The sequence below is a fragment of the Sphingomonas sp. NFX23 genome (assembly GCF_049887795.1).
In the GTDB taxonomy this organism is placed as follows: domain Bacteria; phylum Pseudomonadota; class Alphaproteobacteria; order Sphingomonadales; family Sphingomonadaceae; genus Sphingomonas.
Window position 1 is genome coordinate 1 of record NZ_JAGEKH010000006.1, and the last position, 13276, is coordinate 13276.

The window sequence follows — 13276 nt, forward strand, 5'->3', positions numbered from 1 at the left end:
GGCGGAGGCCGGGCCCAGTTGGAAAGGTTGCAGTAACGGAGCGCGACCTTAGTCAGCGACGTCCCCCAACTGGGCCCGGCCTCCGCCGGGGTGGTGCTAGGTAGACGCTTTTGTGAACATCAGCATGTAGAAGGCGCACCCTCTCGATCCTCCCCCTTGCGGGGGAGGATCGAGCGCTAAACCGCACGCGCCTCGAGCGCAGCCGCCGCCTGCGCCATCAATCCGCCGATGATGTCCGCGACCGGCTCCTCGCGCTTGACCATGCCGACCGACTGGCCCGCCATCACCGAGCCATGCTCGACATCGCCGTCGATCACCGCACGGCGCAGTGCACCCGCCCAGTAATGCTCGATCTGCAACTGCGCCTCGGCCATTTCCACGCGACCGCCATCAAGATGCCCGGCAACCTCGCGCTGCTTCGCCGTGAACAACTCGCTCGACGCGTTCTTCAGCGCGCGGACCGGGATGACCGGAAGCCGCGCATCGATCTGCACGCTGGCGATAGCGTCGCGCGCCGACGCGCGGATGAAGGCCTTCTTGAAATTGGCGTGCGCGATCGACTCGGTCGCGCACACGAACAGCGTGCCGAGCTGGACACCCGCCGCGCCCATGTCGAGATACCCGGCGATCGCCTCGCCGCGACCGATCCCGCCGGCGACGAACACGGGGACCTGCTCGGCGATCTCGGGCAGCATCTCCTGCGCGAGCACGCTGGTCGAGACCGGGCCGATATGGCCGCCGGCCTCCATCCCCTCGATCACCAGCGCATCGACGCCGCTCCGAATCAGCTTCTTCGCGAGCGCCAGCGCCGGCGAGAACGCGATCAGCTTGGCGCCGGTTTCCTTAATCGCCTCGATGCTGCCCTTGGGCGGCAGGCCACCAGCGAGCACGACGTGGCCGACCTGATGCTTGGCGCAGACCGCGATCAGCTCGAACAGGTCGGGGTGCATCGTGATCAGGTTCACGCCGAACGGCTTGTCCGTCATCGCCTTGGTGGCGGCGATCTCGGTATCGAGCAGCGCGGGCGTCATCGCGCCGCACGCGATCACGCCGAACCCGCCTGCGTTCGAGATCGCCGAGACGAGGTGACGCTCGCTCACCCACGACATCGCGCCGCCGAGAATCGCGACCTCCGACCCGAGGAACGCGGCGCCGCGCGCCATCCGGCGTTGCAGCCGCTCAGTACCGATCGTCATGCATCCATCCCCGTCGTCCCGGCGCCTGCCGGGATCATGTCGTTATGTATCAAGCTCAAGCCGCATCCTCGGCATCGAGCCCGTATGCCGTATGCAGCACGCGCACGGCCAGCTCGGTATAATCCTCTTCGATCAGCACGCTGACCTTGATCTCCGACGTGGCGATCGCCTGAATGTTGATGCCGCGCTCGCCGAGCGTCGTGAACATCGTCGAGGCGACGCCCGCGTGGCTGCGCATTCCGACGCCGACGACGGATACCTTGGCGACGCGCGTGTCGTGGACGATCGTCGCATAGCCGATCGCGTCCTTCGCCTTGTCGAGCACGTCGAGCGAGCGCGCCAGATCGGCCGCAGGCACCGTGAACGTCACGTCGGTCGAGCCGGTCGAATGCGCGACGTTCTGCACGATCATGTCGACGTTGATCCCCGCATCGGCGAGGGGCGCGAAGATCGCCGCGACCGAGCCCGGCCTATCGCTGACCTGCGTCAGGGTGATCTTCGCCTCGTTCTTGTCGTGCGCGATGCCGGTGATGAGCTGGCGTTCCATATCGTCGATTTCCTCTTCGCCCACGATCAACGTGCCCCGTTGTCCGCTTAGGGGGTGACCATCATTGGTGTCGCCATCCTCGAACGAGGACAATACGCGCACACGCACATTCTCTTTCATCGCCAGGCCGACAGACCGAGTCTGCAACACCTTGGCACCGACGCTGGCGAGTTCCAGCATCTCTTCGTACGTGACCTTGCTCAGCTTCCGCGCGCGAGGCACGATCCGGGGGTCGGTCGTGTAGACGCCGTCGACGTCGGTATAGATGTCGCATCGGTCGGCCTTCATCGCCGCCGCCATCGCCACCGCAGACGTATCCGAGCCGCCGCGACCGAGCGTCGTGACGCGCTGGCCGTCCGCGACCCCCTGGAAACCGGGGATCACCGCGACGACACCGTCCGCGAGGCTCGCATCGAGCGCGGCCGTGTCGATCTCGCCGATGCGGGCCGATCCGTGCGCGTCCGACGTGTTGATCGGCAACTGCCAGCCGAGCCAGCTCCGCGCCTTGCAGCCCGCCGCCTGGAGCGCGATCGCGAGCAAGCCGCTCGTGATCTGCTCGCCGGCCGAGACGACGACGTCATATTCCTTGGCGTCGTACAGCGACGACGCCTCGCGGCAGAAGCCGACCAGCCGATCGGTCTCGCCCGCCATCGCGGAGACGACGACGGCGACCTGGTTGCCGGCGTCGACTTCGCGCTTCACGCGCGCGGCGACGTTGCGGATCCGCTCGATCCCAGCCATCGACGTCCCGCCGAATTTCATCACGATACGGGCCATTGGCAGCGCAAATCCCTTTGGGTCGAAGCGGCGGCCCTGATAGGTAGCGCGCATGATACTGGCAAGCGACACCGTAACGAACGCAACAATCGATCCGCGCGAGGCCGCGCATTTCGGCACGATGGCGAAGGACTGGTGGGATCCGAAGGGTTCGTCGGCCCCGCTCCACAAGCTCAATCCGCCACGACTGCGCTACATCCGCGAGCAGGTCGATGCGCATTGGGGCGGCGACGGTTCGACCTTCACGCCGCTAGCGGGAAAGACCGCGCTCGACGTCGGGTGTGGTGCTGGGTTGCTGTGCGAGCCGTTGGCGCGGCTCGGTGCCGCGGTGACCGGGATCGATGCGGCACCCGAGAATATCGCGGTTGCGGAGATCCATGCAGCGCAGAGTGGCCTCGCGATCGACTACCGCGCGGGAGGCGTCGAGGGGCTGGTCGGGCAGTTCGACCTCGTCACCAGCCTCGAAGTGATCGAGCACGTCAGTGACCCTGCCGGCTTCGTGCGCGGTCTCGCGCGGACGTTGGCGGAGGGTGGGTTGCTGATTCTTTCGACGCCCAACCGGACGCCGTTGTCGCGGTTGGCAATGATTACCGTGGCGGAGGGCGCTGGCGTCATTCCCAAGGGCACGCACGACTGGAACAAGTTCCTGACGCCCGAGGAACTGACCGCGTTGCTGAAGGATGCGGGGCTTCGCGTGACGGACACGCGAGGGCTGAGCTTCTCGCCGGCGACCGGGTTTGCGCTGAGCGACTCAACCAGTCTCGATTACTTCCTGACCGCCGTAAAAGCCTGACCTTGCCCTACACGCCTCCACCCCCGCCTTCTCCGCCACCCCGGCGAAGGCCGGGGCCCAGTTGGGAAAGCCGGGGTAACGAAGCGCCGTCCTTAGCCATCACCGTCCCCCAACTGGTCCCCGGCCTTCGCCGAGGTGAAAGCGGTGGGTATGGTGGCATTCGTGGCTGAGCACACCGCTCCCCAACCATGTTCACCCGCGAAGGCGGGTGCCCAGACTGGGCACCCGCCTTCGCGGGTGAACATACTTTTGCCGTTTGCGGCGCTGGCGATGATCCTCATCACCCTCGCCCTCCTCCGCCCAGTCGACCACGATGAGAGCCAGTACGTCGCCGCCGCCCTCCTCACCGCGCACGGCCTGCTCCCCTACAAAGACTTCGCTTACCTCCAGACCCCGCTCCAACCCTATCTCTTCGCCCCGATCGCAGCGCTAGCCAGCACCTGGACCTGGCCAGCCCTCCGCATAACCAACGCCCTCCTCGGCGCAGCCACCATCGCCGCGGTCCACCGCGCCGCACGCATCGGCGGCGCCAGCACGCGCACCGCAACCATCGCAACCGCGCTGTTCGCCACGTGCGACATCCTCCTCTTCAGCATCGGCACCGCGCGCAACGACGCGCTCCCGGCCGCCTGCCTCGCGCTAGCCCTCCCCGCGATCGTCAGAACCGCGCGCGATCAGGCCAGCCGCTGCGACGCGGTCCTGATAGGCCTCCTGCTCGCCGCCGCCGCGACCGCGAAAATCTCCTATGTCCTCCCAGCACTCACCTACGGCATCTGGACGCTGTTCAGCCGCAACCGACGCCCGTGGTGGACATTGCTTGGCGCAATGCCGTTCGCGCTCTTCACGCTGGCGCTGTTCGCCGCATCGCCCGAAGGCTTCCTGTTCGGCGTGCTCGGCTTCCCTCGCCAGGCGCCAACCGAATGGTACCAGTCCCGCCCCTGGAAGCTGTCGAACAGCGTCAAGATTATCGACACCCTCAAGTTCCTCGCGCTCGGCCCTGCCCTGCTCGCGATCGTCGCCACCACCGGCAGGCGGCAACGCTGGCACCTGATCCTCGACCTGCTGATCCTCGCCGGCCTGATCGCCGCGCTCGCGCCGGTGCCGACATGGCGGCAATATCTGCTGCCAGTGCTGCCGGCGCTATTCGTGCGTCTCGCGCTAGTCTGGCACGCGCATCCGCCCGGCAAGGCGATGCGGATCGCCGCAACCGTCTTCGCCTGCGCCGGTCTCGCCCCCACGATCGAAGCCGTCGCGAGCGGGCGCATCCCAATGCTCGACGCGATGCGCGACGCCTCGTCCGCTCGCCAGACGCTGGACCGCGAACACATCGCCGGCCCGGTCGCGACGCTCTCCCCGCAATTTCTCCCCGGCCGAGCGATCGACCCACACTTTGCTACCGGCCCCTTCTATTTCCGGAGCACCGCGTTGCTCGACGCGCGTCAGGAGTACACCCTCCACCTCGTATCGCAGGCCCGAACGCATCTCCTCGGCTATCCGTCCGCCATCCTCACCGGCGGTGAAGGCGCCTGGAGTAGCGGTGACGATCAGATTGATGCAGTCCTGGCCGCCTACGCCCGACACCACGGCTATCGCGCCGTCTCCGTCCCCGGCACGCGATTCACCCTGTACGTCGCACGCCGTGCTTCGCCGCGACCAGCCCCGCATAATAGTCCATGAGCTCGACCGCATGCTCGCGGTCGCTGCGGACATGCCGCGCCGCCACCGCCGCCGCGCGCCGCAACATCGCCGGATCGCGCACGAACAACCGTCCGATCGCCGCCGCCGCACTCTCCGCATCGCGCGCCGCGTAAAGCTCGCTCGCATGGTGGTCCGCGACCTCCGCGCACCCGCCCGTATCGGGTACGATCAGCGGCAGGCCCGATGCCATCGCCTCCGACGCGACCAGCCCGAACGGCTCCGCCTCCGACCCGTGGATCAGCGCGTCGCAGCTCGCCATGATCCGCGCGAGTCTCTCGCGGTCGTACACGGGCGCGAACATCCGGATATGCGGCGAGCCGCCGATCCGGCGCTGGATCGCCTTGGTCTGCGCGCCCGCACCGATCAGGACCAGCCCGACCGGCAAAGTCGCCCCCGCCCGCGCCACCGCATCGACCACCAGCGGCCAGCGCTTCTCGCCGTGATGCCGCCCTAGCCCGAGCAGCAGCATGCCGTCTTCGGGCAAGCCGCACTGTCGCAGCAACGCCGCGCGCAACCGGGCATCGCGCAGGTCCGGCGAGAAATGCCCGCGCTCGATCCCCAGCGGCATCGCCGCATCGATCCGCAGTCCGCGCGCGCGCAACCGCTTCTCCAGCGCCGGGCCGTTGGTGACGACGACATCGTATTTCTCGAGAAACCGGCTCATGTACCGGCTGTACCAGGCGAACCCGCGCTCGATCTGGTCATGGCTCGCGACGCCGGCGAACCAGCGTTGCGCATAGGCCGCGATGTTGTCGTTGTGCATGAAGAACGCCTTTACCGCGCGTCCCTCCCAGTCGCCGACGAACCACGCCGGTCGCCACGGCGAGCAGCATTCGACCACGTCCGGATCGAGATCGTCGAGCACCCGGTGGATCGCGCCCTCGTCCCAGAACAATCCGTAGTTGCGATCGAACGGCATCCCCGGCGACTTGAGATAGATGATCCGCCCGCCGCCGGGCCGCTCCTCGACGCGGTCCTCCTTGCCCGGCGCGACGACGATCAGTTCATGGCCCATGTCCGCCATGATCCCCATCTTCCGATCGACATAGGTCCGCACGCCGCCGCCGGTCGGCGAGTAGAACTCGTTGACGTCGACGACTCTCATGCCACCACTCTCATGGCGTGACGGGTCCGAACCCGCCGAGCCCGCGCAGATACTGCACGGTGATCCGCACCGTCGTCACGCCTACACCGACCTCGACCAGCGCCTGCTCGACCTTGGGCCGCGACCGCCCGAGCTTCACGTTGCTCGCGAACCCGGCGCCATCGGTCCAGAAACTGAACTTGTTCTTCCCGTCGCGATTATGCGTCAGCAACAGCGCATAGCGGCCCGGCCGCGGTACCCGGATGCACAGCATCGGCGCGCCGCTCGGCGGCGTTGGCACCACCACCCGGCGAAACGTCTTCCCGGCCGCTATCAGCACGTGGTCGTCCTTAAGAAAGCCCGCTTCGTCATCAGGATAGAGTTCGAGCTTCAACTCGCCCGTACGATCCTTCAGCCCGGTGACCTCCACCGCGATCGCCGGCCCCTCGCCCGGTCGGCACGCCGCCGCATCGCTGCCGAGCACCTGCGCCCCGGCCGACCCTGCAAGCGCAACGATCGCGGCCAGCGCGACACAGGCGCGGATCATGCGCGTAACCGGGTGAGCCCGGCATGGATGCCGAACAGGATGATCAGCGCGACATGGACCAGCAACGTCAGCGCGGCGGTAAACGCGATCAGCTCGGACAAGGTCTGGTCCTGCCCAATCAACAGGATCGCGGCGTTGGCGAACAGCAGGTCCTTGTTCGGCACCAGCGGCAGGCGCGACACCAGCAGGCGCCCGGCGGCAAGGAACAGCCACATCCCGACCGGAACCCCGGGCAACGCATAATGCCATGCGAACGCGATCAACACTGAGCCGCACAACAGCCGGATGCAATGAATCCCGAACACCCACCACAGTTTCGCGCGCGGCAGGGAAAACACGCGGCGCGAGAAGATCAGGAACGGCAGCGAGATCGCCAGCGTCACGCCCGCCGACGCCAGCACCGTGCGGAACTGGTCGTGCGTCAGCAGATGCCGGCCGAGCGGCAACGCGATCGCCACCAGCAGCAGCGTGACCGCATTGCCCGCGATCGCCGACAGGATCGACACGTCCTTCACCGCGCCGAACGGCGATGCCACCATCCGCGCCTTTGCCCGCGCCCAGGCGTAGAAATACGCGTCGCCCGAATAACCGAACACGACTTCGTTCGCGATCCGCTTCTTGATCAGCGCGACCAGCCCGCCGAGCGGGATACCCCAGAGCCGGCGGAAGATGACGTAATCCCCGGTCGGCGGCGACATGTAGAGCAGACCGAAACACACATAGAAGCGCGGGTCCTGCGGCACCGAGCGCGACAGTCCGGCAAGGCCATGCCCGAGCAGTTCGCGCCCCAATCCGACAATCATCGCCAGCGTCAGCACCGCACCGATGATCGCGGGCCAGCGGCTGCCGAGCGCCTTCAGCGGCTCGAGCCCGGCGCGCGCGATATCCGCATAGCCGTCGCGATCGGCAGTTTTGGTACGGAAGTTCACTCGCCGGTCCTCAAACCATTGTCCTCAAGCCGTTCCGCCGCCCGTTCCCTGCTACTTGGTGCCCGCCTTCCCTCGCGCGGCCTGATAGCCGCCCGCCGCCGTGCATGCACGCAAAGTCGGTTTCATTCGGTCACGATCTCCGCTCTACCCATCGCGCAGTATGATGACCCCCATATGTCACTCGTGAGCAAGCCACCGATCGCCCAGCACATCCTGACCTATGCCGAGGACTTGCGCGGCGGCGGGGTAGAACGCGCGCAACTGCGCCTCGCGCGCGGCTGGCTTGCGGCGGGCCGGCGCGTGACGCTGGCGATCGAGGATATCTCGGGGCCGCTGGCGGCGGAACTGCCGGAAGGTCTGGAGATCGTCACGCCCTCGCGGCTGCTGGCGCTGCCGAAGGTGGTGCAACGTCTCGCGCCAGACATCATATTCTGCCCCGGTAATTTCTATACCGGCATCGCGGCATGGACCCGGCTGCGACTCGGCAAGACGTGTCCGCCGATCGTCGCCAAGATGTCCAACGCCCCCGCGCGCGCCGATCACGGCCGCCTGATGCACGCCGCGCACCAGCTCTGGCTCGCGCGTCACGGGAGCTTCCTCGATCACCTCGTCGCGATGACGCCGGCGACCGCGAACGAGGCGGCGTTGGCGACCCGGATGATCGGGCGGACGAGCGTCATCCCGAACCCGCCGGCGGTGGCGATTCCTATTGCGCTGCCCGACCTGCCACCGCGCTACATTCTCGGTGTCGGCCGGCTCGAACCGCAGAAGCGCTGGGACCGCGTGATCGTCGCGCTTCCGCTGCTGGCGGACCAAGCGATACCGCTCGTCATCCTCGGCGAGGGGAGCGAGCGGGGGGCGATCGAAGCGCAAATCCACGCGCTCGGCTTGGGGGGCCGCGTCCTCCTGCTCGGCCACAGCAGCGATCCGCTCCCGGTGATGGCGCGCGCCGCGGTACTGGTGCTGACGTCGGAGTACGAAGGCGTACCGGGAGTTTTGCGAGAAGCCCTTTCCGTCGGAACGCCGGTGATCTCGACCGACTCGAGCGCGGCGGTGTCGGAGATTATTGATCGGCCGGAGCTTGGGACGGTGATTGCGAAGGACGACGCTGCTGCATTGGTTGAAGCGCTGGATGCGTGGCTAGAGCCGACTCGGCAGCGACCCGAACCAGTTGCCCAACCGGGCGCGGACTCAGCCAACCGCTACCTCGCCCTCTTTGACCAGCTGGTAAGGCAGTAACTTCCTATCGATTACCCGCCCCATTGACGTCACCCCCCGTCATCCCCGCGGACGCGGGGATGACGGAAGAGGAGCTGGAACCCGGAACAAGTGGTAAGGAGAACGTCAGGCCGTAGCTTGATCGTCAGCCTCGGCCTTCTCCTCTTCCCGCTCAGACCGCCGCTCCAGCGCTGTCTTCAACATCGCAGTCATAGGATCGGCCAGCGCCAGCCCCAAAATCCCGAACAACGCACTCGCCAAAATCTGCGCACCCAACGTCAACGCCGGCGGCAGATCGACCGTCCGCTTGGCGACCATCGGCACGATCACATACCCGTCGATCGTCTGCACCACGAGGTACGTGCCGATCGCCCAATAGCCCGTATCGACGCCCGCGCTGAACCCGACCGCGACCATCAGCACGCCGGTCACGATCGCGCCGACGTTCGGAATGAACGCCAAAATCCCCGCGATGATACCCAGCAGCATCGCCATCGGCACGCCGCCGACCGCCAGCGCGATGCCGCTCGCGACACCCTCGACCGCCATCCCGAGCAGGCGCCCGGCGAGCAACCGCCGCAACGTCGCGCCCATCTTGACCAAAGTCCTGGCGAACTCGGGGCGAAGATCGCTCGGCACCATCCACTGCATCCCACGCGAATAGGTGCCCGGGTCCATCGCGATGAACAGCCCGAGGATCAGGATCATGAACATGCTGGTGATCGCGCCGATCGCGCTGCCCACCCACGACGTCACGCGCCCGACCGAGCCGAGTGCCTGCTTGACGATCCCGTTGACGTCCGATGCACCCGGCATCAGCCCCTGCGACGTCAGATAGCCGGTGAAGCGATTGGCCTGCGATTCCAGCGTCGAGCGCAGCTGCGTCACCTGTTCGGTGACCTGCACGCCAGTGAGAATGAACGTCCCGACCAGGAACGCGAACGTCAGCAGCACGACGATGAGCAACCGCCAGCCGCGCCCGATCGGCAGCACCCGCCCGAGCAGCCGCACGCCACCATCGAGCAGCGCCGCGAACACGACGCCGGCAAAGATGATCAGCAACGGCTGCACCAGCACGATCAGCAGCGCGATCACGCATGCGAGCCCGAGCCAGATCGCTGCGCGCTTCAGTTCCTTGCGCAGGAACGGATCGCGCATCTCGACCGGGCTCAATTCGTCGACGGTTTTGGTCTCGGCCATCTCAGTTCACCTTGGCGGGGTGGAGCGAGGTGCCGGCGCGATCCGACCGCAGCGAACTCCACCAGCTCAGCGGGTTGAACGTCGCATCGCCGTCGAGGCTGAAGGTAATGAACTCCGCACGACCGCCGAGATTCTCGTACGGCACCGGTCCGCCAAGTCCGAGCTGGCTCAGCGCGAACCGGCTGTCGGCCGAGCGATCGCGGTTGTCGCCCATCAGGAAGACGTGATTCGCGGGGATCGTGATCTCCGCGAAATTGTCGCCCTGGCTGTCCGATTCCAGATCGATCGTCTCGTAGCGGCGACCGTTCGGCAGCGTCTCGGCATAGGTCGGCAGGCGGCACATCTCACGCCCGTCGGGCAGAGTCTCGCGCGCGCCGGGATAGTCGATCTCGCTGCACGGGCTGTTGGTGTCGACCGGGATCAGCGTATCATGCAGAGGACCACGCTTCACCGCGACGCCGTTCAGGAACACGATCCCGCCGCGCACCGCGAGCTTATCGCCCGGCAGGCCGATCACGCGCTTGATATAGTCGTTATGCGTGCCCGGCGGCGTCACGATCACGACGTCGCCGCGCGTCGGCAGCGAGCCGAACAAGCGGCCGTGGATGAACGGCAGCGACACGCTCCAGCTGTCTTCCTGCTGGCGCAGCACCACGCCCTTGAAGATCGCGACCGGGTTGGGGATCGTCGGCGACACGAACGACCAGCCGTACGCGAACTTGGTCACCACCAGCCGGTCACCGATGCGCAAGCCCGGCAGCATCGATTCGCTGGGGATATAGAAGGGCTTGGCGATGAAACTGTGGAAGCCGAGTACGACCAGGATCAGCCAGAAGATGCCCTTTACCTCGCCCCACCAGTCGGTACCGCGGCGGCGTGTCGTTTCGGGGGTAGTGCCGGCCAGTGGCGCGGTATCCGCCGCCGTCGTCTGCGCTAGGGGGGCCTGCGCGAGGGGCTTTTCGGGGAACTCGTTGCCGTCCAACGCCGCGTCCTTCATCGATTCGTATCCTGGCGCATGTCCGGGGATATCAGAGGTATAGCTTCGATGATCACGAAGGCCTGCGCCCACGGGTGATCATCGGTCATCGTCAAATGCACGCGCGCGGCGTGGCCTTCGGGGGTCAACGCGTCAAGCCTCGCTTTGGCGCCCCCGGTCAGTGCCAACGTCGGCGCGCCGCTGGGGGCGTTGACCACGCCGATATCGCGCATGAACACGCCCGCGCGAAACCCGGTCCCCACCGCCTTCGAAAATGCCTCCTTGGCGGCGAACCGCTTCGCCAGCGTACCCGCCTTGGTAAAGGGCCGCCGCGCTGCCTTCGCCCGCTCGACATCGGTAAACACCCGCTGCTCGAACCGCTCCCCGAACCGCTCGATCGAGGCGGTGATCCGCTCAATATTGCACAGGTCGGACCCGAGCCCGATAATCATCGCGACGCCTCAAGTCGGAAGACAAAATTAGATTTGCGCGCAGAGGCGCAGAGGCGCGGAGAGTATGAGGGCCGCAAGGGCGGCAAGATCGAGTGAGGCAGCGAGAGAATCCAGCCACGGGCTAGCCCCCTCTTCTGCTCCGCGCCTCTGCGCCTCTGCGCGAACAAAACTGCCTTACTACCGCGCCGCATCCATAGCCTCACGCATCAGCCGAACCGCCTCGCCAAGCCCGACGAACAGCGCCTCGCCGACAAGGAAGTGCCCAATGTTCAGCTCCCGAACCTGCCGGATAGCCGCGATCGGTGCGACATTGTCGTAGGTCAGACCGTGCCCCGCATGCACCTCGATGCCGTTCTTCGCCGCTAGCGCCGCTGCGTCGGTCAGCCGCCGCAGCTCCACCGTCCGCGCCTCGCCCGACAGTTCCGCGTATAAACCTGTGTGCAGCTCGACGACCGGCACCTTGAGCCGCACCGCCGCCTCGATCTGGCGCGCGTCGGGTTCAATGAACAGCGATACGCGGATGCCCGCTCCCGCCAGCGCATCCACCAGTCGCGCCATCCGGTCGTAATGCCCGGCGACGTCGAGCCCGCCCTCGGTCGTCAGTTCTTCGCGCTTTTCCGGTACGATGCACGCGGCGTGCGGCTTGTGGCGCAGCGCGATGCCGAGCATCTCGTCGGTCGCCGCCATCTCCAGATTGAGCGGAATCGTCAGCTCGGCCGACAGCCGCGCGATGTCGTCGTCGGTGATGTGCCGCCGGTCCTCCCGCAGATGCGCGGTGATTCCGTCAGCCCCCGCCGCCGCCGCGATCAGCGCCGCGCGCACCGGATCGGGATACCCCGCCCCCCGCGCATTCCGCACCGTCGCGACGTGATCGATGTTCACCCCAAGGCGCAGGTGGTCGTTGCCGGAGGGGCTCATGCCGCCGCCCGACTTCCCGGCTTGATCGCAGGGATCGCGGCAAGTTCGCGCGGCAAGGCATCAGCCGGATAGGTCGGCACGTCGAGCCGGATCAGCGGGAAGAACGGCACGCCCAGATCCGCCGTCCCGTTCGAGCGATCGACCAAAGCCGCCGCCGCCACGGTCACGCCGCCCGCGCGCCCGATCGCCGCGATCGCCTCGCGCGACGACAGCCCGGTGGTGACGACGTCCTCCATCATCAACACGCGCTGGCCCGGTGCAAGCCGGAACCCGCGGCGCAGTTCGAACACGCCATCGGGCCGCTCGAGGAATACCGCCTCGACGCCAAGCGCGCGGCCCATTTCGTGACCCGCGATCACGCCGCCCATCGCCGGCGAGACCACGATATCGATCTGCGCACGCAGTTCTTCGGGGATCGACGCGACGAGCGCCTCCGACAAACGCGCGCCTCGCGCGGGGTCCATCAAAACCCGCGCGCATTGCAGGTAGCGCGAACTGCGCAGGCCGGAGGACAGGATGAAATGCCCTTCGAGCAACGCTTCGGCAGCGCGGAATTCGGCGAGCACGTCGTCTTCGGTCATCGCGGGTCATCGCTCCAAATGGTCTGCCCGCGCTAATACGAGCGCGCGAAACCGCACGCAACGAGAACCGGCGGCTCACCGTCAACCTGCGTTTCGTTGCGCCCCGCCTCTTCTCCGTCATCCTGACGAAAGTCAGGACCCAGAGCCACAGGGGACGGCGTTCGTTATCGTGGATCCTGACTTTCGTCAGGATGACGGGCGGTTAGGGCAGGCGCTTAAAAGGCCCATGCCAGACAAGGCTTGAGGCGAGCCCCCCCGCTGGGTATAGCTCTTCCCAAATCATAAGCAGACATCCGCGCGTCCGGAATCGGGTTCGCTATAAACCGGGGTCAAGAATAACGATGCGCAAGATGGGGATGA

Annotated in this window: 13 protein-coding genes; 3 read left to right on the top strand and 10 right to left on the bottom strand. The window is 66.7% G+C overall.

All coding sequences use genetic code 11. The features are described 5' to 3' along the window. Nucleotides 1-176: 176 nt before the first annotated feature. Nucleotides 177-1196 (bottom strand): NAD(P)H-dependent flavin oxidoreductase, encoded by a 1020-nt coding sequence (locus J4O76_RS16295; protein WP_353466837.1) that lies wholly within the window; start codon nucleotides 1194-1196, stop codon nucleotides 177-179. 55 nt (nucleotides 1197-1251) lie between these two features. Beyond that, entirely contained in the window at nucleotides 1252-2520 is a 1269-nt protein-coding gene (locus J4O76_RS16300) for an aspartate kinase (RefSeq protein ID WP_426282929.1), read from the bottom strand. Nucleotides 2521-2572: 52 nt separating this feature from the next. On the opposite strand from J4O76_RS16300, the gene ubiG reads away from it, so the two are divergent. Further along, a complete protein-coding gene (gene ubiG, locus J4O76_RS16305; protein ID WP_426282930.1) occupies nucleotides 2573-3313 on the top strand; it encodes a bifunctional 2-polyprenyl-6-hydroxyphenol methylase/3-demethylubiquinol 3-O-methyltransferase UbiG in 741 nt (246 codons plus the stop codon). 270 nt (nucleotides 3314-3583) lie between these two features. Beyond that, complete coding sequence (locus J4O76_RS16310; protein ID WP_426282931.1) at nucleotides 3584-4990, top strand: DUF2029 domain-containing protein; 1407 nt, start codon at nucleotides 3584-3586, stop codon at nucleotides 4988-4990. Here the strand turns inward: J4O76_RS16310 and J4O76_RS16315 are convergent. Genes J4O76_RS16315 through J4O76_RS16325 form a run of 3 tightly spaced genes read right to left on the bottom strand, consistent with a single transcriptional unit; the run spans nucleotide 4932 to nucleotide 7571 of the window. Continuing rightward, complete coding sequence (locus J4O76_RS16315; RefSeq protein WP_426282932.1) at nucleotides 4932-6116, bottom strand: glycosyltransferase; 1185 nt, start codon at nucleotides 6114-6116, stop codon at nucleotides 4932-4934. The genes J4O76_RS16310 and J4O76_RS16315 overlap by 59 nt on opposite strands. A 10-nt stretch (nucleotides 6117-6126) precedes the next feature. Next, nucleotides 6127-6642, bottom strand: a complete 516-nt coding sequence (locus tag J4O76_RS16320; protein ID WP_426282933.1) for a DUF2141 domain-containing protein — start codon at nucleotides 6640-6642, stop codon at nucleotides 6127-6129. Then, nucleotides 6639-7571 (bottom strand): hypothetical protein, encoded by a 933-nt coding sequence (locus tag J4O76_RS16325; protein WP_426282934.1) that lies wholly within the window; start codon nucleotides 7569-7571, stop codon nucleotides 6639-6641. Before J4O76_RS16325 ends, J4O76_RS16320 begins: the two co-directional genes overlap by 4 nt. A 174-nt stretch (nucleotides 7572-7745) precedes the next feature. Here J4O76_RS16325 and J4O76_RS16330 point away from each other — a divergent pair, with 174 nt between their 5' ends. Continuing rightward, the gene (locus J4O76_RS16330) at nucleotides 7746-8810 is read left to right on the top strand and encodes a glycosyltransferase (RefSeq protein ID WP_426282935.1); all 1065 of its coding nucleotides are present in this window, start codon (nucleotides 7746-7748) and stop codon (nucleotides 8808-8810) included. Between the two features lie 105 nt (nucleotides 8811-8915). Here J4O76_RS16330 and J4O76_RS16335 read toward each other — a convergent pair whose 3' ends face one another. From J4O76_RS16335 to pyrE, 5 genes are all read right to left on the bottom strand, one after another. After that, entirely contained in the window at nucleotides 8916-9989 is a 1074-nt protein-coding gene (locus J4O76_RS16335) for an AI-2E family transporter (protein WP_426282936.1), read from the bottom strand. Between the two features lies 1 nt (nucleotide 9990). Next, nucleotides 9991-10986, bottom strand: coding sequence for a signal peptidase I (lepB, locus tag J4O76_RS16340; protein ID WP_426282937.1), 996 nt, complete (start codon nucleotides 10984-10986; stop codon nucleotides 9991-9993). Continuing rightward, complete coding sequence (gene acpS / locus J4O76_RS16345; protein ID WP_426282938.1) at nucleotides 10983-11417, bottom strand: holo-ACP synthase; 435 nt, start codon at nucleotides 11415-11417, stop codon at nucleotides 10983-10985. Before acpS ends, lepB begins: the two co-directional genes overlap by 4 nt. 177 nt (nucleotides 11418-11594) lie before the next feature. Next, complete coding sequence (locus J4O76_RS16350) at nucleotides 11595-12335, bottom strand: pyridoxine 5'-phosphate synthase (protein WP_426282939.1); 741 nt, start codon at nucleotides 12333-12335, stop codon at nucleotides 11595-11597. Further along, nucleotides 12332-12916, bottom strand: coding sequence for an orotate phosphoribosyltransferase (pyrE, locus tag J4O76_RS16355; protein ID WP_132895705.1), 585 nt, complete (start codon nucleotides 12914-12916; stop codon nucleotides 12332-12334). Before pyrE ends, J4O76_RS16350 begins: the two co-directional genes overlap by 4 nt. Nucleotides 12917-13276: the final 360 nt, after the last annotated feature.